The organism is Nonomuraea sp. NPDC049758 (genome assembly GCF_040674635.1).
In the GTDB taxonomy this organism is placed as follows: Bacteria; Actinomycetota; Actinomycetes; order Streptosporangiales; family Streptosporangiaceae; genus Nonomuraea.
This window is the reverse complement of record NZ_JBFAMZ010000011.1, coordinates 87,898-113,002: the sequence shown is the minus strand read 5'-3', so window position 1 is coordinate 113,002 and position 25,105 is coordinate 87,898. Positions and strand designations below refer to the sequence as shown.

Genomic DNA, 25,105 nt, shown 5'->3' with positions numbered 1-25,105 from the left:
TCACTCCTTGGTCGTCGATGCTCAGATCCGGCTGTGGGCGAGGCTCGGGACCCGCGCCAGCACCCGGCGGCGGTAGAACCACCAGTTGGTGGCCAGGAAGACGGCGTAGGCGCCGATGAACACCTGGAGGGCGGGCGCGACGGAACCCGTCCCGGCCAGCGAGACGGCGAAGCCGCGGGGGATGAGGAACCCGCCGAACGCGCCGACCGCGGAGGCGATGCCGATGGCCGCCGCGGCCTCGCGCCTGGCCCGCAGCCGCGCGTCCGGCGACCCGTGCCGGGCCTGCGCGGTGAAGATGGCCGGGATCATCCGGTACGTGGACCCGTTCCCCGCCCCCGAGGCGACGAACAGCAGCAGGAACGCGCCCAGGAAGAGCGGGAAGCTGTGCCGTCCGAGCGCGGCGAGCGCCGCCACGGCCCCGGCGGCCATGGCGACGAACGACCACGAGGTGACCCTGGCCCCGCCGTGCCGGTCGGCCAGCCAACCGCCGACCGGCCGCGCCAGCGACCCGGCCAGCGGCCCGAGGAAGGCCAGGTACGGCGAGGCGGACTCGGCGAACGCCGACCGGGCGACCAGCGGGAACGCCGCCGAGTAGCCGATGAACGAGCCGAAGGTGCCGATGTACAGGAAGGACATGACCCAGGTGTGCGGACGCAGGAACGCCCTGCCCTGGGTGCCGAAGCCGGTCCTGGCGACGGCCAGGTTGTCCATGAACAGGTACGCGCACAGGGCGGCGGCCACGACGAGCGGCATCCACACCAGCCCGGCGTACGCCAGGCCGCCCGCCGCCACCAGCGGGATCAGCAGTTGCACGACCGCCACGCCCAGGTTCCCGCCGGCCGCGTTCACGCCCAGCGCGAACCCCTTGCGCCGCTCCGGGTAGAAGTAGGAAACGTTGGCCATGGAGGAGGCGAAGTTGCCGCCGCCGAGCCCGGCCGTGGCCGCGGCGGCCAGGAACATCCAGTAGGGCCTGGCCGGATCGGTGACGAGCCAGGCCAGCAGCCCCGTCGGCGCCAGGAGCAGCAGGGCGCTGGCCACGTTCCAGTTGCGCCCGCCGAAGGCCGAGACGGCGAAGGTGTAGGGCAGCCGCAGCGTGCTGCCGACCAGGTTCGGCACCGCGACCAGCCAGAAGAGCTGGTCGACGGTGAACGGGAAGCCCGCCTTCGGCAGCAGGACGACGACGGCGCTCCACAGCAGCCACACCGCGAAGCCGAGATGCTCGACGAAGATGGAGAAGATCAGGTTCCTGGTGGCGACGCGGCGTCCGACGGCCGCCCAGAACCCCGGGTCCTCGGGTTCCCAGTGCTCGATCCAGCGTCCGGTCCGCCGGTTCATGAGGTTCTCCCTTCGCTGGTGGGACGGCCGGCGACCACGACGCCGTGGCCGCGGAACTCCGCGACGATCTCGCCGGCCGGGCGGCGCACGGTGACGTCGTAGACGCCGTGCCGGCCGTGCCTGGCCCGTTCCGTGGCCTCGGCCACCAGTACGTCGCCCGCGGCGGCCGGGCGCAGGAACGTCACCTGGGCGCTGTGGGCCAGCATGACCGGGCCGCGGCTGTTGCAGGCGTGGTCGAAGGCGGCGTCGGCGAGCAGGAACAGGTAGCCGCCGTGGGCGACGCCGTGCCCGTTCACCATGTCCTCGGTGACGCGCATGCGCAGCCGGGCCCGGCCGCCGGCGGCCTCCTCCAGCGCGATGCCGAGCGCCCGGCAGGCCGGATCGGGTGCGGGCGCGGGGGCGGTCATGGGGCGGCTCCGAGCCAGGTCCTGGCCATGGCCTGGACGGCCGAGCCGTCGGGGTCGGCGAGCTTGCCGGCCACGTACTGCGACACCCAGGGCCCGGTCGGGATGCGGAAGGGCGGGTCGGCGGCGGTCAGCGCGGCCACGATCACGTCGGCCACCTGCCAGGAGGTCTGGCCGGCGCCCTCCCAGCCGGGGCCGCACACCCAGTCGAGGTAGGCGTCGAAGGCCGGGGCGTACGGGCCGGAGGCGGCCCGGATGGTCTTCCGGTTGATGTCCGGAAAAATGCCGAACCGGGTGTCGGAGACGAAGCCGGGCACCACCACGCTCACCCGTACGCCGTGCGCGGCCGCGACCGGCGCCAGGCTCTCCATGAACCCCTCGACCGCCGCCTTCGCCGCCGCGTACGCCTCGTTGAACGGCTGGCCCACGACGCCGTGCACGCTGCCGACCGTCACCAGACGCCCTCCGGCGGCCCGCAGCAGCGGCATCGCCACCCGGCTAACCTCGATCACCCCGAAGAAGTTGACCTCGAAGTTGGCGCGCAGCGCCTCCGGCGTGGACATCTCCATCGTCGGGTCGAAGTTCGACACGCCCGCGTTGTTGACCAGCGCGTCCAGCCCTCCGTACGTCTCGCGCACGCCCTTCACGCACGCCCGCGCCGAGGCGGGGTCGGTGACGTCGAGGTGGCGGACGTCCAGGGTGACGCCGGCCCGGTCGGCCGCCGCGCGCAGGTCGCCGTCCCGGCCGGGGTCGCGCATGGTGGCCACCACCGTCAGCCCGGCCCGCGCGGCGGTCACCGCGGTGGCCAGCCCGATCCCCGACGAGGTCCCGGTGATCAGCACAGTCGTCATGACGCGCTCCCCGCCAGGTGCGCCCGCGGCTCGGCCCGGTCCATGTGGGCCTGGATCCCCGAGGCGGGCAGGAACGAGAACGCCGCCAGCAGCGTGCCGCCGGCCATGACGGCCTGCGCCGCGCCGAGCACGCCCAGCGCGGGCGTCAGCAGCGTGACCGCCGACCCGCCCGCGAGCGCGGCCAGCGGGATCACCCCCCAGGTCGCCGTGCGGAACGCGGCGTGCATGACGCCCTGGTTCTCGGCGGCCATCCGCGACTGCCGGATCGGCGCGCTGCACACGTTGATGCACGACATGAAGAAGCCGTAGCAGCCGAACGTCACGCCGATCACCGCCGCGGCGGGCAGCGCGGGCGCGGCCAGCACGCCGAGGCCGACCAGGCAGTGCAGCAGCAGCGCCCAGGCCATGGTCCGGCCGAGGCCGAGCCGGTCACTGATCTTGGGGGCGGCCAGCGCGCCGAGCACCGCGCCGACGGCCGCCGCCGACATCGCCGCGCCGAACACGCCCACCGAGACGCCGAGCCCCTGGTAGGCCAGCACCGGCAGGACCGTGACGAAGACCGGCCCGCCCGAGTTGAGCACCACCGCGGCCAGCACCACCCGGCGCAGCACCGGGTCGGCCCAGTTCAGCCGGAAGCCGAGCATCAGCCGCGAGCGCACCGGCACCCGCTCCCCGGTCGTGACGCCCCACGGCTTCATGGCCCGCAGGCAGGCCGCCGAGACCAGGTAGCTGGCCGCGTCCACGAGCAGCGAGGCGACGCCGAGCAGGTGGTACAGGCCCGCCGCGATCGACGGCCCGGCCACCTCCGAGACCGTGCTGCTGCCCTCCAGCCGCGAGTACGCCCGCACCAGCCGGTCCTGCGGCACGGTCGTCGGCACGGCGACGAGGTAGCCGATGTTGAAGAAGATGGTCGCGCCGCTGATCAGCGCCACGCACACGAACAGCACCGGCGTCGAGAGCACCCCGCACCAGTACGCGACCGGGATGACCCCCACCGCCACCAGCCGGACGAGGTCGCACACGACCATGGCCAGCCGCTTGTCCCACCGGTCCACGAGCACCCCGGCGATCGGCCCGAGCAGCGGGATGCCCAGGTACTGGGCCATGGCCACGATGCCGACCTCCAGCGCGGAGGCGTGCAACACGAAGATCATCAACGTCGGCACGACGAACACGGTGATCCGGTCGCCGAGCAGGCTCACCGTCTGGCCGCTCCAGTAGAGGCCGAACTCCCGGCCGAGCGACCCCGGCATCCTCACTGCTCCTCCCGCACGACGAAGGAGGAGGTCTTGCCGGTGCGGTCGTTGCCGATCAGCGCGTCGACCGTCCGGACGCGGAAGGAGCCGGGGTCGTGCTGGAAGGCCGTGCTGAGGGTGAAGGTTGCGGCCAGGAGGTCGTGGCGCAGCCGTTCGGGCAGGTCGGGCGGGGTCTCGGGGCCGGTCAGCAGCAGCACGTCCACGCCGGAGACCCGGCCCTGCCGCTCGGTGATCAGGACCTGGGCGCGCAGCACGCCGGGCTCGCGCTCGGCCCGGGCGACGACGTCGTCCACGTGCAGCCCGAGGCCGCGCACCTGGACGACCGAGTCGCGGCGGCCCAGGACGCGCAGCGCCCTGCCGTCCCGGCCGCACGGGCAGGAGACGAGGCGGCCGGCGTCGCCGGTGCGGTAACGCAGCACCGGGTTGAGCATGTCGGGGTTGAGCGTGGTGAAGTCCAGCAGCTCGTCGGCGTCGCTGTGCACGAGCTGGTCGGGCAGCGGGTGGAAGACGTCGGCCGGGCAGTCCGGGGTGTTGGTGGCGGCGACCCAGGTCTCGGTGCTGCCGAACATGCCCCAGCGGCGGGCGTCCGGGGCGACCTCGGCCAGGTCCTCGTCGAGCTGCGGATGCCAAGCCTCGCCCAGCCAGAGCACCTTGCGCAGTGCGGGCAGGCGCAGGCCGGCCGCGCGGGCGTGGGCGAACCACAGCCGCAGCACGCTGGGCGTGCCGCCGAACGCGGTCACCTTCCGGTCGGCGAAGAAGCCGAGCCAGTCGCCGTACTCCTCCTTGCCGACCGAGCCCAGGGCGATGACCCGGCAGCCGGACAGGTCGGCGAAGGCGGCGGCCAGGAAGTGGGCGCCCCACATGCGGCCGGCGCCCCAGGCGTTGACGAAGACGTCGTCCGGTTCGAGCGGCCGCCAGTGGCGGTGCACGCCGTCCATGTAGAAGCCGGTGGGGGCGTAGCCGACCTTGGGCGCGCCGGTGCTGCCGCCGCTCTGGAAGAGCCAGGTCGCGCCCTGTCCGGCCTTGGGCTCCAGGTGCGCGAGCGCGACGTTGAGGTCGTCCTTGACCAGCGGCGGCAGGGCGGCCAGGTCCTCCAGCGTGAGCACCTTCTCGTGGCCCTCGTAGCGCGGCGCGAGCGCGGGCACGCTCCTCAGCCGCTCCAGCGAGCGCCTCGGGACGCGCAGCAGCGGCTCGGCCGCCGCGGACGTCAGCGAGAACGATTCGGTCATGGGGGTCACCAGCTCTCGGGGTCGTGCGGAAGACGGTTCTGCGGGAGGCGGTCGTGCGGGAGGCGGTCTTTGAGGAAGCGGGCGTGGCCGTCGCGGTAGGCCGTCCAGCGGGCGCGGGTGACGTCGCGCTGGAGGGTGCGGGCGGGGTCGCCGAGGTCGGGCGCGATCACGCCGTCGGGCTCCAGCTCGGAGAACCAGTAGCGCTCGCCGTCGTGCAGGAAGTCGACGCAGAAAAACGGGATGGGCAGCCGCTCGTAGAAGTACGCCGTGGCCGCCGCCAGCTCGGGCGGCACGGGCGGGAACTCCATCGTGCCGCCCCTGCTGGCGTTGGCGACCGGCGAGCCCGGCTCCGGGATGCGCTTCATGACCGCGTACGGCTCGCCGTCCACGACGTAGACGCGGTAGTCCACGGTGCCGTCACCCAGGTAGGGCTGGACGACGAGCGTGGTGTCGCCGCCCTGGGCGAGGCTGGCCAGGCCGCGCAGCTCCTCGGAGTCGCGGGCCAGGTTCACCCCGCCGCCGCCGCACCACCCGGACGGCTTGACCAGGGCCGGGTAGGTGAGGCCGGAGATGGCGGCCTCGTACAGGTGCTTGCTGGTGTCCCGGCCGGTGCCGATGCGCAGGGTCGGGATCGGCGGCACGGGCGAGTCGCGCAGCCGCAGGACGGTGGCCAGCTTGTCGTTGGCCACGGGCGACAGGGACGGCGGGAACGGCAGGTAGAAGCCGGCCTCCTCCAGCACGGCGTAGAGGGCGTACTGGTTGAAGACGTCCATGGACTGGTAGGGCAGGGAGTACAGGGCGGTGATGAAGAGCGTGTCCTCGGGGGTGACGGGCTCGTCGTCCACGAAGACGCGGGGCGGGCCGGGCTCCAGGGCGTCCACGGTGACCGAGTCCGGGGAGTTCCTGGTCCAGCGCAGGCCGAGCTCGGCGGCGACCTCCTCGTACAGGTCCCAGAAGAACGGGTGCCACATCGCGGTGGCCCGGGTGGACTCCCGGTCGGGGAAGATCCAGCACAAACGGCGCAACGGGCTCATGACTCTCCCTTCTGGCTCGCCCACCAGCGGCGGCCGGGCTCGGGCAGGGTGTCGATCGGGTCGTAGAAGGGGAAGCGGCGCGCCGGGCCGGGCGGCTCCAGCCCGATCCCGTGGCTCCTGGTCCAGTACGAGACGCCGCGTTCCTGGTCGTAGGCGGCGGCCTGGTGCACCCAGCGCTTGCCGACGTAGGGCACGTCGCACACGATCCGGGGCGTGGCGTAGCCGGGCAGGTGGCCCATGATGGCCTCCTGGAGGTGCCGCGCCTGGTGCAGCGGGGTGCGCCAGTGCTCGGCGTTGGGGATCAGGTCGCAGACGTAGAAGTAGTAGGGCAGGATCCCGGCCTCGCCGTGCAGGGCGAAGCACAGGTCGAGCAGGTCGTGCGGGGTGGCGTTCACGCCGCGCATGAGCACGCCCTGGTTGCGCACGTCCCGCACGCCGGCCGCGAGCAGGGCCCCGGCCGCCTCGGCGACCAGCGGCGTCACCGAGCGGGCGTGGTTGGCGTGGGTGTGCACGGCCAGGTTCACCCCGCGGGCCCGCGCGACGGCCGCCACCCGGCCCACGCCCTCGACCACGGCCGGCTGGAGCCAGTGCTGCGGCAGCCCGACCAGCGCCTTGGTGGCCAGCCGGATGTCGCGTACGGACTCCAGCTCCAGCAACCGCAGCAGGAACGCCTCCAGCCGCGGCCACGGCATGTTCGCCAGGTCGCCGCCGGAGACCACCACGTCGCGGACGGCGGGCGTGCGCTTGAGGTAGTCCAGCATCAGCTCCTGCCGGTCCACCGGCCTGAGCGTGAGCCTGGCCTTGACGACCTGCGGGGTGGAGGTGCCGATCAGGTCCATCCGGGTGCAGTGGCCGCAGTACTGCGGGCACGTGGCCAGCAGCTCGGCCAGCACCTTCGTCGGGTAGCGGTGGGTCAGGCCCTCCACCGCCCACATCTCGGCCTCGTGCAGCGAGTCCCGCTGGGCCCGCGGATGGCTCGGCCAGACCGGGTGCCGGTCGGAGGCGACCGGCATCAGGTAGCGACGGACCGGGTTGGCCAGGAACGCCGCCGTGAACGCGGCCGGATCGCCGGGTTCGTCCGGCGCCATGACGTTGAGGAGCTGGGGTGTGACCAGCATGGACATGGTGGCGAACCGGGCCACGTCGGCGGCCAGGTCGGCGAGGAAGGCGTCCTGGAGCAGGTCGCCGGTCACGGCGCGGAGCTGCGCCGCGTTGCGCACGCAGTGGGCGCGCTGCCACTGGGCGTCGCGCCACTGCGCCTCGGTGACCCCGCGCCACCCCGGCAGCCGCCGCCAGTCGGGCTCGGCGAGCGCCCGCCGTGCGTACGCATAGGGGCGGTCGGCGGGGTGGCGGGGGGTGTCGTCGTTCGGGCTCATCCGGCGAACAGCGCCGCGTGCCGGGTGCGGAGCTCGCGCTTGAGCACCTTGCCTGTGGGGCCGAGCGGGTAGTCCTGCTCGGTACGGGCCAGGATCACCGCGGCCAGCGTGGCCAGGCCCGCGTCGGCCAGCGCCTTGTTGGCCTTCTCCCTGATCTCCTCGGCGGTGACCGCGGCGGCCTCGGCCTGCGCCCGTACGACGGCGATCGGCACCTGCCCCTCGGGCCCCGGCACGCCGACGACCGAGCAGTCCTGGACGAGGTCCGCGCAGTCGGCGATGAGGACCTCCTCGACGGGCAGGCTGTAGACCGGCCCGGCCGCGGTGTCGATCACGTCCACGGTGCGGTCGAGGTGGTAGAAGTCGCCCTCGGCGTCCCGGCGGGCGACGTCGCCGGTGAGCCAGTAGCCGTTGAGCTCGAAGCTGCCGGTCAGCCTGGCGTCGTTCCAGTAGCCGGGGGTGCGCGACGGGGTGATCACGCCCAGCAGGCCGACCTCGCCGTCGGGCAGCTCCCGGCCGTTCTCGTCGAGCACGGCGGCCTTGATCACCGCGTCCTGCGGCTTGCCCACGCAGCGGTCGGCGCGCGGCGTCTCGGGGGTGGTGACCTGGCCGAACAGCGCCATGCCCATCTCCGAGGAGCCGAGCCCGTCCACGAACTGGGAGCCGGGCAGCGGCTGGTCGGCGGCCTCGCCGCGCGGCAGCAGCCACGACCTGATCAGCCCCGCGGGCCGCTCGCCGAGCTGGACGAGCCGCCGGATGTGCCCGTAGTGGGCGCTGTCCCCGGTGTTGAACCAGGAGTGCACCCTGGCCGCGCCCCTGACCGGCAGCTCGCCGGTGGCCAGCTCGACGAACGTGCGCGGGAACGAGGCCACCATGGTCGGCTGGAACGCCTCCATGACCGGCTCCACCCCGGCCCGCCGCCAGTCCGACATGATCACGGTCGGCAGCCCGAGCAGCACCGCGGTGAGGAAGTAGCTGAGCCCGCCCGCGTGCGTGTGCGGCATGAGCGACATCAGCCGGTCGTACGGCTCCGCAGGGAAACGCACCATCCTGAGCTGTTTGCCGTCCCAGAAGCTGCGGTGTCCGAGGATGGTGGACTTGGGGGTGCCGGTGGTGCCGGAGGAGTGGATGAGCGCCACCACGTCGTCCGGCTCGTGCCGGTACGGGTACTGCTCCGGCAGCCCGCCCGACGCCGCGTCGTGGGCCCGTACCTCGGCCGCCAGGGCGACGAACCGGGGCCGGGCGCGCGGCGTGCTGCGGTAGGCGACCTGCAGCCGGGTCGTGTCGTCGGCGACCACGCCCACCACGCCGACGTGCTCCAGGTACCCGGCCATGACGTCGGCCCGCATGGCGTCGTTGACCATCGCCGGGATCGCGCCGAGCGCGGTGAGCGCCAGGAAGTGCAGCAGCGGCTCCAGGCCCTCGGCGACGACGACGCCCACGGGCTCGCCGGGCCGCACGCCGTTGGCGTGGTACCAGGTGGCGTACCGGTCGCGCAGGGCCGCGAGGTCGGTCAGGCTGTGGCCGCGTAACACGACCTGGCCGCGGTGGTCGGTGTGGTGGCTGTGGATGAACGGCACCGACCGGTTGGGGTTGGCCGCGAGCGCGTGGTCGAGGAAGTTGCCCGCGCCGAGGCCGGGCTCGGTCATGAAGCCCTGCCGTACGGCCAGGGGCGCGATCGGGGTCTGGTCAGTCATGGATGTGCCTCCACGTCGCGTCGATCTCCGCGGCCACCCGGTGTCCTGAGCGGATGGCGCCTTCCATCAGGCCGAAGAACTCGGTGCTCGTCTCGGTGCCGGCCCAGTGCACCCGCTGGTGGGGGGTCGTCAGGCGCGGGCCGAGCCGCAGCCAGTCGCCCGGCCCGAACAGCGCCGCGTAGCAGCCCCGGCTGTGCTCGTCGCTCAGCCAGTCGGTCACGTGGCAGGCGTCCGGGGCGGGCAGGCCGGGGAACAGCCGCGCGACCTGGGCCCGCGCCCGCTCGGCCTGCTCGCGCGGGGGCAGCGCGGCGAACGCCTTGGCCTGCGCGCCGGTCACGAACCCGGTCAGCACGCCCGCCGAGCCATTGGCGGGCGAGTCGTCCACGGTGGACAGCAGGGGGCCGTCCGCGCTGACCGACCAGCCCGAAAGGCCCTGCTCGCGCCAGAGCGGCGCGAGGTAGACCAGGTGCACCTTCACCGCGCAGCCGGGCGCCGTACGCGGGCCCGACCGCGGCGCGGGCAGGCCCGGCCGGAACTCCACGGCGTCGGCCAGCACCGGCGGCACGGCGACCACCACCGCGTCCGCCCTGGTGGCGCCGGTCGCGGTGACGACGTCCACGCCGGTCGCGTCCTGGTGGACCGCGCGCACCGGCTCGCCGAGACGCACCCGGTCGCCGAGCCGGGCGGCCAGGCGCAGGCACACCTGGTGGGCGCCGCCGTCGATCCGGTCCTCCTGCGCTCCGCCCGCGAAGGCGTTCAGGTAGCGCAGCCCGCCGCCCGAGCGGAGGTAGAAGGCCAGGTGCAGGACGGACACGTCCGCCGGGTCGGCGGCCATCATCTCGCCGGCGAACAGCGGGAAGAACAGCCGCGCGTCCGGATGCGTCAGGTGCTCGGCGGCCCAGTCCGCCGCCGTGGTGGCGTCCAGGCGGGCGGCGTCCGGCGTCAGCCAGGGGGCCTCGGGGCGGACGGCGGCGGCCAGTTCCTCCAGCGCGTCGAACAGGCCGCCCAGCGCGACCGCCGACAGGGGCGGGAACCGGCCGGTCCCGGGCTCGCCGCCGAGCGCGAACCTGGCCGCGCCGCCCACGGTGGCCGGGGTGGTCTTCAGGTCCAGCTCGGCCAGCAGGGCCGTCAGCGCGGTGTGCCGCTCCCCCAGGTACGCCGCGCCCGCGTCGGCCCAGCCGCCGGGGGCGACCTCGATGCCGTGCGTACGCCCGCCGACGCGGTCCCTGGCCTCGATCACGGTGACCTCGGCGCCGGACGCGGCCAGGTCGGCGGCGGCGGTGAGCCCCGCGAGGCCCGCTCCCACGACGACGACCCTCATGCCAGGCTCGCGATCTTCTTGGCCAGCGCGGCCGGGGTGGGCGCGTCGAGGAAGTCGTCGAAGTCCAGCTCGGCGCCGCAGTCGCGGGCGATCGCGCTGAGGACGCGGGTGGCGAGCAGCGAATCCCCACCCAAGACGAAAAAGTCGGAATCATCCGTTATTTTGGGGTTTTCCAGTACCCGCCGGAAGATGTCGGAGACGGCGGTGACGTCCACGTGCATGATCTCCTTCAGTTGGTGGTGTAGCGCCGGTGCGAACCGGCGCGGTCGACCTTGCCGCTGGTGGTGTAGGCCAGTTCGGGCACGACGGTGATCCGGCTGGGCACCAGGTGGCCCGGCACCCGTCCCCGCAGGTACTCCCGCACCTCAGCCGCCAGCCCACCCTGGGCGTCCCGGCCGGGCATTGGGTGCTCGGCATCCTGGCCGGGCTTTGGGTCCTGGGCGCCCAGGGCGGGCTTCGGGTGCTCGGCGTCCTGGCCGGGCTTCTGGCGGGGGACGACGTAGGCGGCGAGGGTGGTGTGGTCGGCGACCGTGACGCCCGCCACCGCCACCGCGCTCACGCCCGGATGGCCGGCGATGTGCGCCTCGACCTCGGCAGGGTCGACCCGGATGCCCCGGATCTTGAGCTCGTGGTCGAGCCGTCCCTCGTGGACGAGCGCCCCGCCGCCGGTCACGGTGACCCGGTCCCCGGTGCGGAAGAACCGCCCCCCACCCGCCTCAGGGGTGACGAAGCGCGCGGCGGTCGCCTCCGGCAGGCCCAGGTAGCCCAGCGCCAGTGCCGGCCCCCCGACCAGCAGCTCGCCCTCCGCACTCACCCGCTGCTCGACGTGCGCAAGCGCCCACCCGATCGGCACCCGCTCCCCCGCTCCCGGCACCCGCTCATCCACCGTGGAGCCGGGCGGAGCGGTCGGCGGCCGTTCCCCCGCGACCCCGTCGGTCGTCGGGCCGTGCAGGTCGATGGCGTGTGTGATGAGGGTGGTCTCCGTGCATCCGTAGGTGTTGAGCAGGCGGACGCCGCCGGTGTCCAGGGCCCGCCAGTCGGCCAGCCGCGACGGGCTGACGGCCTCGCCGCCGATGATCATCAGCCGGACGCACGGAGGCGGCGCGGCCCCTTCGTCGGCCAGGTGCCGTACCAGCTCGTGCCAGAACGCCGTGGGCAGGTCCAGCACGCTGATCCGCTCGTCGGCGACCGCGCGCAACATCCGGCGGAACGAGCCCGAGTGCGCGCCGTCGTGGAAGACCAGCGCCGCCCCGCCGGTCAGGGCGGGCAGGATCTCCTCCAGGCAGGTGTCCCAGTTCAGCGAGGCGAACTGGAGCACCCGGTCGGCCGGGGTGATGCCGAACAGCTCGCGCAGCGCCCGGGTCACGACGGAGATCGCCCGCCGGGGCGTCACCACGGGCTTGGGCGCGCCGGTCGAACCGGAGGTGAACAGGACGTACGCGGGCGCGTCCCCCGCGACGACCGGCAGCTCACCCACCGCGCCGCCCTCGAGGTCGCCGCCGGAGCCGTCGGGGTGGCCGCCGAAGCCGCCGAAGTCGGCGGAGTCGGCGGAGTCGGCGGAGTCGGCGTCAGAGCTGCCGTCGAAGTCGCCGTGATCGGGCGGCACGATCACCCGTACGCCGTCCGGGGCCCATGCGTCCGGCCCGGACGCGACCAGCGTGCGGCAGCCGGCCGCCGCCAGCATCGCCTGCCGGCGGGCCCGCGGGTGCGCCGGATCGACGGGCACGTACGCGCCGCCCGCCGCCAGCGTGCCCAGCAGCGCGGCCACGGTCACCGGCGTGCGGGACGTCAGCACGCCCACCGCCCCGGGACCGGGCCCGAGCCGCCGGGCAATGGCGCGGACCCACTCGGCCAGCTCGGCGTAGGTGATGGTGCGACCGTCGTGGACCAGGGCCGGACGGCCCGGATGGAGCCCGGCCGTGCGGGCGAACTCCTGGAGAACGTCGTGGTGCGGTTCGGACAACGCTGCCTCTTCCCCGGGGCGACGCGACGGGGCCGGCCGCGCGTCCGCGCGTCTGTCAGCCCGTGTCAAGCGAATGTGGAGCGAACCCAAGCGAGATCGCGTTCAGAGTGCAGCAGGGCGCTGCACGGGGGCTTGATGGCGTCAGGATTTCGGCTGTACTGCCTGTCATGTCTCCTGTATGGCGGCCTGCGACGTGGCAAAGGGGAAATGCGATATGTCAGACGAAACAGCACGGGCGGGTCTGGCGGACGTACTGAAGATCGGGCTCCTGGGGGCGGTGCGCGCCTGGCGGGGGCGCCAGGAGATCCCGCTCGGGCCGCCCCGGCAACGCGCGGCGCTGGCCCTGCTCGCGCTGGACGCGGGCCGGCTCGTCTCGGTGAACCGGCTGATCGAGGGCCTGTGGGGCGAACGGCCTCCGGCCGGGGCGCGCAACCTGGTGCAGGGGTACGTCTCCCGGCTGCGTCCCCTCCTGGCCGCGGCCGGCGTCACCATCGCCTACCGCCCGCGCGGCTACCAGCTCGGCCTCGACCCCGGGCAGGTGGACGTGCACGAGTTCCGGACGGCGGTCACCCGGGCGCGCGCCGGGGAGACGGCCGAGCGGCAGGCCACCGGGCTGCGCCGCGCCCTGGCCCTGTGGCGCGGCGAGCCGCTGACCGGCGTCTCCGGCGGCGAGCTGCTGGACCGGCTGCGCGACGCGCTCGCCGAGGAACGCCTCGGCGCCGTCGAGGAGTGCCTGGACGCCGAGGTCCGGGCGGGCCGCGCGGCCGTGCTGGTCCCGGAGCTGATCGCGCTGGTCGCCGAGCACCCGTTCCGCGAGGGGCTGGTCGGCCTGCTCATGCTGGCGCTGTGCCGGGCCGGCCGCCGCGTGGACGCGCTGGAGCGGTACGAGCGCACCCGCCGCCGCCTCACCGAGGAACTGGGCCTCGACCCCGGCCCCGAGCTGCGGCAACTGCACCAGCGCATCCTGCGCGGGAACGTTCCGCCGATCAGGCCGGCCGATTCCCGGGAAACGGTGACGCCCGCGCAACTGCCGCCCGGCCCCGGCCAGTTCACCGGCCGGACCGCCCAGCTCCGGCTGCTCGACCTGCTCACGCCCGGCGGCGACCCACCCGCGAAGGACGGCGCCCCGCCCAGGACCGGCGGCGACCCGCTCGCGACGGGCGGCGAACTGTTCGCGAGAGGCGGCGACGCGCTCGCGACCGACGGCGAACCGTTCGCGAGAGGCGGCGACGACCCGGCCGCCGGCGGGACGGCGATCTCGGTGCTGACCGGCGCGGGCGGGTCCGGCAAGACGGCCCTGGCCCTGCACTGGGCCCACCGCAACCGCCACCGCTTCCCCGACGGCCAGCTCTACGTGGACCTGCGCGGGCACTCGGCCGAGCGGCCGCTGCTGCCGATCGAGGCGCTCGGCCGGTTCCTGCGCGGGCTGGGCCTGCCCGCCGAGCGCGTGCCCGGCACGGTGGAGGAGGCCAGCGCGGCCTACCGCAGCCTGCTGGCCGACCGGCGGGTGCTGGTGGTGCTGGACAACGCCGGCAGCGAGGAGCAGGTCCGCCCGCTGCTGCCGGGCGGACGGCGCTGCGCCACCGTGATCACCAGCAGGGACCGCCTGGACGGCCTGGTCGCCCGGGACGGCGCGATCCCCGTCCCGCTGGGCGTGTTGTCCACCGGCGAGGCGGTCACGCTGTTCGGCGGGATCCTCGGCGGCGAACGGCTGGCCGCCGAGCGGGACGCGGCGCTCGACCTGGCCAGGGCGTGCGGCCGGCTGCCGCTGGCGCTGCGCATCGCCGCCGCGGGCATCCTCGGCCGGCCGGGCGGGGACGCCGTCGGCGGCATCGCCGGTCAGGTGCGCCGGCTCACCGGCACCCGATTATCGGCTTTGGCGGTCACCGGAGATCCGCACGCGGCCGTGCGCGGCGCGTTCGACCTGTCCTATCACCGCCTGGATCCGGCGGCGCGGCGGCTGTTCCGGCTGCTGGCGCTCGTCCCCGGGCCCACGTTCACCGCGGGGGCGGCCGGCGCGCTGGCCGGGACCGTGCCCGCCGAGGCCGACCGGCTGCTGTCCGGGCTCGCCGCCGCGCACCTGGTCGAGGAGCCGGAGCCGGGCCGCTACACCTTCCACGACCTGATGCGGGAGTACGCCCGCGAACGCGCCCTGGCCGAGGAGTCCGCGCCGGGACGGGCCCGCGCCCTGGACGCGCTGATGGCCTGGTACCTGCGGATGGTGCGGGAGGCCGGCGACGTCGCCTACCCCCACCTGCTGCGCGCCCCCGCCGACGGCTCCGGCCGCCCGGCCGCCTTTCCCGGCGCCGCCGCCGCGCTGGCCTGGCTGGACGCCGAACGCGCCAACCTCGTCGCCGCCGTACGGAACGCCCCCGACCACCCGTACGCCTGGCGGCTCATCGACGCCATGAACGGCTACCTCGACCTGACCGGCGGCCAGCCCGGCTGGACGGACGTGCTGCGGGACGCGCGGCGGGCCGCCCACGCGGCCGGCGACCACCTGGGCCAGGCGGCCGTCGGGCACTGCCTGGCCGCCACCCGGTGGCGGGCGGCCGAGCTGACCGAGGCGGTCGCGGAGCTGCGCGGGGCGTTCACGGCCGCCGAGCTGGCGGGCTGGCCGGAGGGCAAGCTCGCGGCGCTGGCCGCGCTCGGCGTGGTCCACCTCCAGCAGGGCAGGCTCGGCGCGGCCCGGCGGCTGCTGACCCTGGCCGTGGACGGCTCCCGGCGCTCCTCGCGGGTGGGGGCCGCGCCGCTCGTCGATCTCGGGCTGGCGCTGACCCAGATGGGCCGGCTCGACGCCGCCGAGGAGCGCCTGAGCGAGGCGGTGTCGCTCTGCCGCGACCGCGGGCTGCCGGCGACCGAGGCCGCCGCGCTGGCCAGCCTCGGCAACGTGCTTCGGCTGACCGGCCGGCTGGGCGAGGCCGTCCGGTGCCTGACGGCGGCGCGCGGGCTCGGCGCCGCGATCGGCGAACGGTCCCAGGCCGACCTGTGCCGGGAGCTGGCCGACGTGCACCTGGACGCGGGCCGGGGGGCCGACGCGCTCGGCTACGCCGAGGAGGCGCTGCGGCGGGCGCTGGCGGTCGGCGATCCCAAGCTGGAGCTGGACGCCCTGCTCGGGCTCGGCCGGATCCGCTGCCAGACCGACCCCGGGGCCGCCGTCGGGCAGCTGAGCGCCGCGCTGGAGCGGGCCCGCGGCATCGGCGCCGCCGTGGGCCAGGCGGACGCGCTCGTGGGGCTGGCCGTGGCGCGTACCCGCCTGGACGAGCACGTGACGGCCATGCGCGACACGCTGGCGGGGCTGGCGCTGGCCAGGAAGGCGGGCGCGGTGCTGGTGCAGGGCGCGGGGCTGGCGGCGGGCGCGGAGGCGGCGCTGGCGGCCGGCGATCCGGGCCTGGCCATCTCCTACGCCGCCCGCGCGGCCCGCGTCCACGCCGGCAGCGGCTACAAGCTGGGCGAGGCGCGGGCCCTGGTGACGCTGGGACGCGCCCACCGCCGCACCGGCGACGAGCCGGCCGCCGAACGGTTCCGGGAACGGGCCGGCGACCTGTTCACGGCGGTCCTGGATCCGCCGCCGGCCCGGCCCGCCGAGGTGGCCGCGGGCCGATGACCGGCCCCGCCGGAGCCTCGCCGGGATCGGCCTCGGCGGGATCAGTGGAGGACGCCGTGCTCCGCGGCCCAGGCGGCGACCTGCGTGCGCGAGCCGAAGTTGAGCTTGAGCAGGATGTTGGCGACGTGCCGGGCGGCCGTGGCCGGGCTGATGAACAGCTCCTCGCCGATGGCCCGGTTGGACAGCCCCCGGCTGATCAGCACGACGATCTCCCGCTCGCGCGGCGTGAGCACCGACGCCGGGCCCGACGCAGCCCCCGCCGCACCGCCCGCTGCGGGCCGCGGCGTGCCCTGGGCCGGCCGCTCGCCCCGCAGGCCGTAGCGCAGGGCCTCCTCCTCCGTCATGCCGCCGCCCATCGTCCACCAGAGCTGGACCTGACCCTCGCCGGCCTCCGCGCGGGCGCGGGCGAGCAGCGGCTCGGGCGTGGCGGAGGTCCAGACGGGCAGCCCGAGCCGCTCCTCCATGGCCTTGGCCGCCGCCCAGAGGCGTACGGCGGTCTCCAGGTCGTGCTGCTTCTCGGCCAGGACGGCCAGCGCGACCAGCGCGGAGATGATCGGCAGGTGCTGCCCCATGGACCGGCTCAGCGTCACGCACCGGGCCAGCCGCGCCCTGGCCCGCTCGGCCTCGCCCTGGCGGGCCAGGACCGCGCCGAGCAGGCCGAGACTGGTGGCGAGGACGGGCTTGGCCGCCATCTCCTCGGCCAGCTCGGCGCACTCCTCCAGGTGGCGTCGGGCGCTGTCGAGGTCGCCGAGGTAGTCGGCGAAGCGGCCCAGCTCCAGGTGGGCCCGGGTGACCCCCCACAGGTGGCCGAAGCGGGAGTAGACCTCGATGGCCTCCTCGCCTCGGGTCAGCGACTCGCGCCGGAGGCCCTGGAAGGCGGCCACCCCGGACAGCAGCAGCCGCGCCGACGCCTCGATCAGGCCGTTGCCGACGCGCAGGGCCAGTTCCAGGGCCTCCTCGCCGCGCTGGGCGGCCAGCGCGAGGTCGCCTTTGGTGCCTTCGTACATGCCGGCGATCACGAGGGTGAAGGCCAGCATGAAGTCGTCTCCGGTCGCCCGGCGCAGCTCAAGGGCGCGGGCGGCCGACTCGCCGCAGGCGGCGGCGTCCTGCTGCTCGTAGGCCAGGTTGGCGTGGTGGAGCAGGGCCTCGGCGGACAGGTCGCGGAGTGGGCGGGCGGCGGGCAGCGCGAGCAGGCTCTCGTACCAGCGGCGGCCCTCAGTCAGCTCGCCGAACCCGGCCCACAGCGGCATGTAGCCGCACGCGAGCCGCAGACCGGGCTCGGCCAGGCCGGACTCGACGGCCCAGGACAGGGCCTCGCGGGCGTTGCCCAGCAGGTCCTGGAGCGCGAGCAGCCGGGCGTAGCGCTGCGGCCAGGTCAGGCCGGGCGTGGCCCACACGTCGCGGCCGTGGTGGTGGGCGAGGTCGGCCAGGCCGTGGAGCAGCCGGTCGCGCAGCTGGCGGGTCTCGCCGGCCGACTCCAGCTTCCCGGCGGCGAACTGGCGGGCCGACTCCAGCAGCCGGTAGCACGAGCTGCCCTGGTCGAACAGCACGAGCGACTTGTCGACCAGGCCGCTGAGCACGTCGAGGACCTGGGCGGCGGCCAGGCTCGGCCCCGCGCAGACGGACTCGGCCAGGTCGAGGATGAACGGCCCGCTGAACACCGCGAGCCGCCGGAAGAGCACCTGCTCCTGCGGGGAGAGCAGGTCGTGGCTCCATTCGAGGGTGGCCAGCAGGGTGCGCTGCCGGGCCGGCGCGGTGCGGCCGCTCGCCGTCAGCAGCCGGAACCGGTCGTTGACCCGGGCCGAGATCTGGCCGGGCGACATCGCGACGGTCCGGGCCGCGGCCAGCTCCAGGGCCAGCGGCAGGCCGTCGAGGGCGTGGCAGAGCCGGGCGATGTCGCCGGCGTTGGCGCCGGTGACCGCGAGCCCCGACCCGGCCGACCGCGCCCGGTCGAGGAAGAGCTGCACGGACTCGACCCGCTCGACCTCCTCGGCCGCCTCCGCCGGGCCGGGCAGCGCCAGCGGCGGCACCCGCCACACCAGCTCGCCGGGGATCTTCAGCGGCTCCCGGCTGGTCACCAGCAGCCGCAGGTCCTCGCAGGAGGTCAGCAGCCGCTCGGCCAGCTCGGCGCACGCCTCGACCAGGTGCTCGCAGTTGTCCAGGACGAGCAGCGGCTTCTTGCCGCGCAGGAAGTCGACCAGCGTGTCGAGCAGCGGCCGCACGCCCTCCTCGTGCACGCCCAGCACCTTGGTGATCTCGTGGACCAGCAGGTCGGCCCGGGTCAGCCTGGACAGCTCGGCCAGCCAGACCCCGTCGGGGAAGGACGGGACCAGCCGGGCGGCGATCTGCAGCGCGCACCGGGTCTTGCCGGTGCCTCCGACGCCGCTGAGCGTCAGCAGCCTGACCTCACCGACGAGCCCGCACAACTCCTCCAGATCCCGTTCCCGGCCGATGAACCTGTCGGGCTCGGCGGGCAGGTTGTGTCTGAGCAACGTCACCATGATCCTCATGTGTCTGGACCCCAGGATTGGCACCCAGTGTGACACCGCCCTCACGAGCTGTCAGAGGTTTGCCCCAAGCGCGGGACCGGCGGCGCGGACCGGGACGACCCGCAGCCGCGCGTCGATCAGCAGGGTGACGTCGTGCTCGGTGATGATCCGGCGGCACTCGGCGGGGTCGGGCTCGTGCGCCGCGACCAGCCGCGCGCCCGCCCCGAGCACCATGTCGTAGGCCCGCAGGTCGGCCCCGGGGACCAGGACGACGTCGGCGGCGCCCACCTTGCGGGCGGTGGTGAGCCGGGCGGTGGGCTCGATCGGGCCGTCGGCGCCGAGCAGGCTGTCGAAGCCGGCCGTACCGGGGATGCCGGTGAAGGAGTAGACCTGCCGGATGTCGGCCTCCTGGGCGATGGCGTCGGCGTCGTCCCGGTCGGTGATCATGATGCGGGCGCCGGTGGCGGCCGGTCCGCCGGGGATGGACACGACCACGCCGCCCGCGGCGAGCACGGCGTACCCGGCGACGGGCAGGTGGCAGCCGCCGCGCAGCAGCACGACCACCGGATCGCCGGGGCGCAGGCCGCGCCGCCGCAGGCCCTGGGCGGCCTGGCGGGCGCGGACGGCGAGCGTGCCGTACGTGAGCGTGGCGCCGCTCGCGGCCTCGGCGACCGCCACCCGCGGGCCGAGAGCGGCCGCCCGCAGCAGGACCGTCTCCGTCCAACCAGTCATGGCCCCCAGGCTAGGAAGCGGGGCGGCCGGGCGGCATGGTCCAGAGTGTGTAACCGGGTGTGTAATCCGGCCGCGCCATACCCGATTCCGCATGGCTTGAGCCCGCGCGGGGGCGGCGCGCGTACCTCCTGACGGCAGATCCCGGTTCCGGTTTCGGAGGTACGTCATGCACCGCAGAGTCGCCCTGCTCGCCGTCGTCGCGCTCGCCGTGGCGGGCGCGCCGGTCCCCGCGCAGGCCGGGACCGCCCTGGACCGCGGGCCCGTGGGCTGGTCGGGGGCCGGTTCGTCGTCGCAGCGCAGGACCGTCATGGAGTACTGGACGCCGGAGCGCATGCGGGCGGCCAGGCCGCTCTCCGCGCCCACGCCCCGCCGCGGGACGTCCTCCGGCGGGCCGACGCAGGGCACGCCCTGGGCGACCCGCGGCGTCACGGGCGGCCGCCGGATCACGACCTCCTCCTGGACCGGCTCCCGGACCGGCGGGGCGGCCTCCTCGCTCGCCGGAAGCACGGCGGCGGCCCGCCGGGCGGCGCCCGCGCAGGACAGTCCAGGTCAGGCGTGGGCCGACGGGGGCGGCGTCGCCCGCACGGTCGGCCGGGTGTTCTTCACCACCGCCGAGGGGCGTACGGCGTCCTGCTCGGGCACCGCGGTGACCAGCGCCAACCAGAGCGTCGTGATGACCGCGGGCCACTGCGTCAAGATGAACGGCGCCGCCCACCGCAACTGGGTGTTCGTCCCGGGCTTCGACGACGGCCGCCGCCCGTTCGGCACGTGGGTGGCCACCCGGCTGCTGACGACCCAGCAGTGGAACACCAACGAGGACATCAACTTCGACGTCGCCGCCGCCGTGGTCGCGCCCTTACAGGGACGCACGCTCACCGACGTCGTCGGCGGCCAGGGGGTGGCCTTCAACCAGCCCACCGGACGGCAGATGTTCTCCTTCGGCTATCCGGCCGCCGCCCCCTTCGACGGCTCCGACCTGGTGTTCTGCAGCGGACGGGTGTTCAAGGACCCGGTCAGGACCCGCGACCAAGGGCTGCGCTGCGCGATGACCGGCGGGTCGAGCGGCGGGCCGTGGTTCGAGGGGTTCGACACCTCCAGCGGCCTCGGCTGGCTGAACTCCGTCAACAGCTTCAAGTACGACTTCGCCCCCGACTTCATGTTCGGCCCCTTCTTCGGCAACGAGGCCATGGCCGTCTACCAGGCCGCACAACGCTCCGGCGCCGCCTGACCACCGCCGGCGTCCGCTGACTGATCTGTTTTGGGCCCCCCGGCCGGTATTCCGGCCGCACGGCGGACGCTCTGACCCGGCGCACGAACGCCACCACGCCGTCAGGCGACCCACGGGGGACCACGTTGACCCAGACCAGTGCCGACGCCCATGCCGCGTCCCGCCTCCGGCCGGCGGCGGTGCTGCGGCTGCTGGCGGGGCGGGGCGCGTTCCGGGCCGGTACGCAGGTCGCCGCGGCGGCACCGGCGGCCGTGTGGGACGGGGCGACGTTCGGCCACTACGCCACCGCGCTCGGGCTGTGCGGATGGCTGCTCCTGGTCGCGGACGCGCCGGAGAAGGCCGCGCTGAAGACGCTGGCGCGGGTGAGGCGGACCGGCCCGGCGGTGGCCAGGCTGACGGTGGCCATGTCCGCCGCGCCGGTCGCGGTGCTGCTGGCGGTGCTCGTTCCCGTGGCGGTGATCGCGCCGCTGTCGACGGCGGCCCTCTGTCTCGCGGCCGGGGCGTGGTCGGCCTGCACGGGCCTGCTGATGACGGTCTCCGGGCTGCACCGCGTACGCGGCCGGCCTGTGCTGGACACGATGGCCTTCGTGGCCGGCGGCGGCGTGGTGCTCGCCGTCACCGCCGCCACCCTGTGGACCGGCTGGCCGCCGCAGACGCACCTGCTGCTCGTCCTGGCCGGGACGGTCGCGGTGACCTGCGGGGCGCTCGCGGCGCTCCCCCGCGACTGGCTGCGCCCGCCTGCCGGTCATGGGCGGCGGTCGTTGCTGCGTCCCCTGTCGCGGGCCGCCTGGCTGCTGGGGGCGGCCGACCTGTGCGACGCGCTCTGCTTCGCGGTCGTGTACCTGGTGCTCGGCGCCTCGGGACGGGCGGGGCAGAGCGGCGTGCTGTACCTCGCGCTGCTGCCGGCGGTCGCGGTCTGCCAGCTCGTCATCTACCTGCTGCGGGTCGCCCAGCCGGCGACCTCGCGGCGGCTGCGCGGGCTCGCCGGACGGGCCGGGCGGGCGCGGGCGGCACATCTCCTGGGCCGGGCCGGGTGGGCGGGGGCCGCCGTCGCGGTCGCCTGCGCGGCCCTGCTGCGGTGGGCGCCGGACGGGCTCGCGGCGTCGCCGGTGGTCCTGGCCGGGCTGGTCGTCGTCGTGCTGGCGCTGTTCCTGACCGTGATGTACGCGGCCTACCTGGTGGAGAACACGAACAACGACGTGCTCGCCGTGACGTCGGCGGGCGCGTTCGCCGGGCTGGTGGCCGCCGCCTCGCTGGCGGTCGTCGTCGTGCCGTGGTCGGGGGCGGCCGGGGGCCTGGTGGCGCTCGCCCTCGGGGTGCCCGTGAAGGCCCATGTGATGCGCCGGATGCTGATCTCGCGGAACTCGGAGTGACGACATGTACGTAATGGGCATCTCCCGGGCGCACGACTCCGCGGCGGCGCTGGTGCGCGACGGCGAGATCGTGGCGTTCGCCGAGGAGGAGCGGCTCACCCGTGTCCGGCACGACGGCCGGTTCCCCCGCCGGGCGGTCGCGTACTGCCTGGAACAGGCGGGGATCGGGCTGGACGAGGTGGACCACGTGGCCCTCCACGGGCAGCGGACGGGCTCCCCGCCCGGCTGGGAGGTCAGGGAGGCCGCCGGGCACACCGGCCCGGCCGGGTTCGGGGTGCACCTGGTGGAACACCACCGCGCGTACGCGTCCGGCGCCTTCCACGTGAGCCCGTTCGACTCGGCCGCCGTGCTCACGATGGACGGGACCGGCACCTGCCTGGCAGTCGCCGAAGGGGACCGGATCCGGCACCTGCGGCACGTCGGCCACCCCCACTCGCTGGGCGCCCTGTACGCGGCGGTCACCGGCTACCTCGGCTTCCGTCCCGGCCTGGACGAGGACAAGGTGATGGCGCTGGCGGCGTACGGCGGCGACACCTACGTCCAGCCCTTCGCCGACCTGCTGCGCCTGACCCCGTACGGCGGCTATGAGCTGGACCTGACCTGGTTCGAGCCGCACGCGGGCGGCCGGCACACCGTCTCTACGAGGTTCCTCGACGCCTTCGGCCCGCCGCCCCCGCCCGCCGGGAAGATCCTCACCCAGCACGCCGTGGACGTCGCCTTCGCCCTCCAGGCCACCCTTGAGCGGGCCGGGCTGCACCTGGCCCGATGGCTGCGCGAGACGACCGGGGCGACCCGGCTCGCGGTGGCCGGCGAGACCGCGATGAACCCGATGCTGAACGGCCGCCTGCTGGCCGAGTCCGGCTTCGAGGAGCTGTTCGCCCAGCCCGCCGCCGCCTCGCTCGGCGCGGCGCTGGAGGTGAGCGTCGGCCTGTACGGCCGGCCCCGCCCGGCGGGCGGTCACGTGTTCGCCGGGCCCGGCTTCACCGCGGAACGCATGGAGAAGGCGCTGCGCGACGCGGGCGTGGACTACCGGCGGCCGGCCGACATCGCCGGGCACGCCGCCGCCCGCATCGCCGACGGCCTGATCGTGGGCTGGTTCCAGGGCCGGACGGAGTGCGGGCCGCGCGGCCTGGGCAACCGCTCGCTGCTGGCCGACCCGCGCGACCCCACGTCCGCCGCGCGCATGAACGAGCGGGTCAGGCGCCGGGAGCCGTTCCTGCCGCTCGCGCCGTCGTGCCTGGCCGAGCGGTCCGCGGACTACTTCGCCGGAGGACATCCCTCACCTGTCATGCTGCTCGGCTTCGACGTGCTGGACCATCGCCGCGGCGAGGTGCCCGCGATCACGCACGTGGACGGCAGCGCCCGCGTGCAGACGGTGAGCCGGGCCGCCAACCCGCTCTTCCACTCCCTGATCACCCGCTTCGAGGCGCTGACCGGCGTGCCGATGCTGGCCGGCGCCTCCTTCCGGGACGACGACGAGCCGATCGTGTGCACGCCCGAGGACGCCGTCGCCTGCTACCTCAGGACCGGCGCCGACGCGCTGGCCCTCGGCCCGTTCTGGGCCCGCAAGCGCCGGACGGACGACCGGGCCGGCCAGGAGGCGGGCCGATGAGCGGCGCGAGGTCCCTGGTGGTGCTCGGGGCCGCCGACGGCTCGCTGTCCACCTACCGGGCGGCGGCCGGCATGGGCCTGCGAACGATCGCGGTCGACCGTTCGGCCATCGAGCTCGGGCTGCGCACCGGCGGCAACGGCACCGACGACATGGTGCGGTCCTGCTACGGCGTCGATCCGGTGCGGGCCGCCGTGCAGGCCGCGGTCGGCCTGCCGATCGAGCTGCGCCCGCACCCGCCCCGGCCGGTCCTGTGGCGGGTGCTGACCGCCGGGCGGGCGGGCGAGCTGGTGTCGGTGTCCGGCGCGGCGGCGGCCAGGGCGCTGCCGGAGGTGGCCGAGCTGGTCCTGCTGGGCCGCCCGGGTCAGCGGGTGCGGCCCTACCGGGACGTCTCCGACCGGCTCGGCTGGTTCGTCGTGCACGCGTCCGGCCCGGCGGAGCTGGACGCGGCCGCCGCCGCCGTGACCCGGGCGCCGCGCTTCGAGGTGCGCGGCGATGGACGGCGTTGACGTGGCCCGCCCGGCCGGCGAGGCGGGCGATGTACAGCGTTGAGGTGGCGGCCTCCATCGGCGAGGTGGGGGCCGGGGAGTGGGACGCGCTCGCCGACGGCGTGCCCTTCGTGCGGCATCACTGGCTGGCCCTGGCCGAACGCGTCCTGTCCGGGCACCGGCCGCGCTACCTGCTGGTCCGCAAGGACGGCGGGCTCGTGGCCGCGGCGGTGTGCGCGCTGGAGCACCGGCTGCACAACCCGGTGCTGGAGTCCCGGTTCGGGCGGCTGACCAGGAGGTGGCCGTTCCTCCAGGTCCAGGCGCCGATGACGGCGACGTCCGGGCTGCTGGGCGGTGAGGGGCCGCAGCGGCGGGTCCTGCTGCGGGCGGTGCGGTCGCTGGTCAGGCGCGAGCGGCTGCTGTTCTGCGTCGTCGACCACCTGCCGTACGCCGCCGGGCAGCCGGGCTACAGCCGCCTGGGCTGGTTGCCGGAGACGCTGCTGGACCTGACGTGGCCGTCGTACGAGGCGTACCTGGACCATCTGCCGCGCAAGAGGCGGGCCGAGATCCGGCGCACGCAGCGCCGGGCCGCGCGGGAGGGCATCGAGGTCCGGCCGCTGACGGCCGGGCCCGGCGGGGAGCTGGACCGGCTGCTGGACCGGCTGGGCCCGATGGTGGCCGCGGTGGACCTCCGCCACGGGCCGCACGTCTTCTACCGGCCGCGTCTGTTCACCGAGGCGGCCGGCGCCCTGGGCGCCGACCTGACCGTCCTGGCCGCCCGCCGCGACGGCGCGCCGGCCGGCTGCGTCGCCCTGCTGCGCGACGGCGACGAGCTGGTCGCCCGGTGGATCGGGCGCGACTACGCCCGCACCGAGGGCACCGCCGTCTACCACGCGCTGCTCACGGCGTGCGTACGGGCCGCCGTCGGCTCGGGCGCGCGCACTCTGCGGCTCGGCGGCGCGGCGTACGAGACGAAGAAGCAGTTCGGGGTGCGGCTGGAGCCGCGCAGCCGGTTGTTCGCCGCCCGCAGCGCGATGGTCACCCGGCTCGTCGGCGGGCTGGGCCACCGCCTCGACCCGCCGCAGCTCCCGTCCCCGCCGTCCAGGACGTGACCCG

At 75.2% G+C, this 25,105-nt stretch carries 19 protein-coding genes; 6 read left to right on the top strand and 13 right to left on the bottom strand.

All coding sequences use genetic code 11. The features are described from left to right. Nucleotides 1-21: 21 nt before the first annotated feature. Genes AB0J46_RS28015 through AB0J46_RS27965 form a run of 11 tightly spaced genes read right to left on the bottom strand, consistent with a single transcriptional unit; the run spans nucleotide 22 to nucleotide 12,463 of the window. Nucleotides 22-1,335 carry an MFS transporter gene (locus tag AB0J46_RS28015; RefSeq protein ID WP_364336948.1) on the bottom strand — a complete coding sequence of 438 codons (1,314 nt, stop codon included), beginning with the start codon at nucleotides 1,333-1,335 and terminating at the stop codon, nucleotides 22-24. After that, nucleotides 1,332-1,742 carry a hydroxyphenylacetyl-CoA thioesterase PaaI gene (paaI, locus tag AB0J46_RS28010; RefSeq protein WP_364336946.1) on the bottom strand — a complete coding sequence of 137 codons (411 nt, stop codon included), beginning with the start codon at nucleotides 1,740-1,742 and terminating at the stop codon, nucleotides 1,332-1,334. Before paaI ends, AB0J46_RS28015 begins: the two co-directional genes overlap by 4 nt. Continuing rightward, nucleotides 1,739-2,590, bottom strand: coding sequence for an SDR family NAD(P)-dependent oxidoreductase (locus tag AB0J46_RS28005; RefSeq protein WP_364336944.1), 852 nt, complete (start codon nucleotides 2,588-2,590; stop codon nucleotides 1,739-1,741). The genes paaI and AB0J46_RS28005 overlap by 4 nt, the downstream gene beginning before the upstream one ends. Next, complete coding sequence (locus AB0J46_RS28000; RefSeq protein WP_364336941.1) at nucleotides 2,587-3,843, bottom strand: MFS transporter; 1,257 nt, start codon at nucleotides 3,841-3,843, stop codon at nucleotides 2,587-2,589. Before AB0J46_RS28000 ends, AB0J46_RS28005 begins: the two co-directional genes overlap by 4 nt. Nucleotides 3,844-3,845: 2 nt before the next feature. Then, complete coding sequence (locus AB0J46_RS27995; RefSeq protein ID WP_364336939.1) at nucleotides 3,846-5,075, bottom strand: AMP-binding protein; 1,230 nt, start codon at nucleotides 5,073-5,075, stop codon at nucleotides 3,846-3,848. A 5-nt stretch (nucleotides 5,076-5,080) separates the two neighbouring features. Continuing rightward, complete coding sequence (locus tag AB0J46_RS27990) at nucleotides 5,081-6,109, bottom strand: hypothetical protein (protein ID WP_364336937.1); 1,029 nt, start codon at nucleotides 6,107-6,109, stop codon at nucleotides 5,081-5,083. Beyond that, nucleotides 6,106-7,485, bottom strand: a complete 1,380-nt coding sequence (locus AB0J46_RS27985) for a lysine 2,3-aminomutase (RefSeq protein WP_364336935.1) — start codon at nucleotides 7,483-7,485, stop codon at nucleotides 6,106-6,108. Before AB0J46_RS27985 ends, AB0J46_RS27990 begins: the two co-directional genes overlap by 4 nt. Beyond that, nucleotides 7,482-9,179: a class I adenylate-forming enzyme family protein gene (locus AB0J46_RS27980; protein ID WP_364336933.1), complete on the bottom strand. Its 1,698-nt coding sequence runs from the start codon at nucleotides 9,177-9,179 to the stop codon at nucleotides 7,482-7,484. The genes AB0J46_RS27985 and AB0J46_RS27980 overlap by 4 nt, the downstream gene beginning before the upstream one ends. After that, entirely contained in the window at nucleotides 9,172-10,500 is a 1,329-nt protein-coding gene (locus AB0J46_RS27975) for an FAD-dependent oxidoreductase (RefSeq protein WP_364336931.1), read from the bottom strand. The genes AB0J46_RS27980 and AB0J46_RS27975 overlap by 8 nt, the downstream gene beginning before the upstream one ends. Further along, a complete protein-coding gene (locus tag AB0J46_RS27970) occupies nucleotides 10,497-10,715 on the bottom strand; it encodes a phosphopantetheine-binding protein (protein ID WP_364336929.1) in 219 nt (72 codons plus the stop codon). Before AB0J46_RS27970 ends, AB0J46_RS27975 begins: the two co-directional genes overlap by 4 nt. A gap of 14 nt (nucleotides 10,716-10,729) precedes the next feature. Continuing rightward, a complete protein-coding gene (locus AB0J46_RS27965) occupies nucleotides 10,730-12,463 on the bottom strand; it encodes an AMP-binding protein (protein ID WP_364336927.1) in 1,734 nt (577 codons plus the stop codon). Between the two features lie 214 nt (nucleotides 12,464-12,677). Here AB0J46_RS27965 and AB0J46_RS27960 point away from each other — a divergent pair, with 214 nt between their 5' ends. Then, a complete protein-coding gene (locus AB0J46_RS27960) occupies nucleotides 12,678-16,070 on the top strand; it encodes a BTAD domain-containing putative transcriptional regulator (RefSeq protein ID WP_364336925.1) in 3,393 nt (1,130 codons plus the stop codon). Between the two features lie 41 nt (nucleotides 16,071-16,111). Here AB0J46_RS27960 and AB0J46_RS27955 read toward each other — a convergent pair whose 3' ends face one another. Together AB0J46_RS27955 and AB0J46_RS27950 are read right to left on the bottom strand one after the other, a co-directional pair. Then, nucleotides 16,112-18,562, bottom strand: a complete 2,451-nt coding sequence (locus AB0J46_RS27955) for a LuxR C-terminal-related transcriptional regulator (protein WP_364336924.1) — start codon at nucleotides 18,560-18,562, stop codon at nucleotides 16,112-16,114. A gap of 69 nt (nucleotides 18,563-18,631) precedes the next feature. Continuing rightward, entirely contained in the window at nucleotides 18,632-19,291 is a 660-nt protein-coding gene (locus AB0J46_RS27950; RefSeq protein ID WP_364336922.1) for an AMP-binding protein, read from the bottom strand. Nucleotides 19,292-19,457: 166 nt separating this feature from the next. Between AB0J46_RS27950 and AB0J46_RS27945 the strand changes: the two genes are divergently transcribed. The 5 genes from AB0J46_RS27945 (at nucleotide 19,458) to AB0J46_RS27925 (ending at nucleotide 25,101) form a co-directional block, all read left to right on the top strand. Next, a complete protein-coding gene (locus tag AB0J46_RS27945; RefSeq protein ID WP_364336920.1) occupies nucleotides 19,458-20,519 on the top strand; it encodes a trypsin-like peptidase domain-containing protein in 1,062 nt (353 codons plus the stop codon). 125 nt (nucleotides 20,520-20,644) lie between these two features. Continuing rightward, nucleotides 20,645-21,892: a hypothetical protein gene (locus AB0J46_RS27940; RefSeq protein ID WP_364336919.1), complete on the top strand. Its 1,248-nt coding sequence runs from the start codon at nucleotides 20,645-20,647 to the stop codon at nucleotides 21,890-21,892. 4 nt (nucleotides 21,893-21,896) lie between these two features. Then, nucleotides 21,897-23,504, top strand: coding sequence for a carbamoyltransferase C-terminal domain-containing protein (locus tag AB0J46_RS27935; protein ID WP_364336917.1), 1,608 nt, complete (start codon nucleotides 21,897-21,899; stop codon nucleotides 23,502-23,504). Beyond that, nucleotides 23,501-24,010 (top strand): hypothetical protein, encoded by a 510-nt coding sequence (locus tag AB0J46_RS27930; protein WP_364336916.1) that lies wholly within the window; start codon nucleotides 23,501-23,503, stop codon nucleotides 24,008-24,010. Before AB0J46_RS27935 ends, AB0J46_RS27930 begins: the two co-directional genes overlap by 4 nt. A 29-nt stretch (nucleotides 24,011-24,039) precedes the next feature. Next, a complete protein-coding gene (locus AB0J46_RS27925; RefSeq protein WP_364336914.1) occupies nucleotides 24,040-25,101 on the top strand; it encodes a GNAT family N-acetyltransferase in 1,062 nt (353 codons plus the stop codon). Nucleotides 25,102-25,105 lie beyond the last annotated feature (4 nt).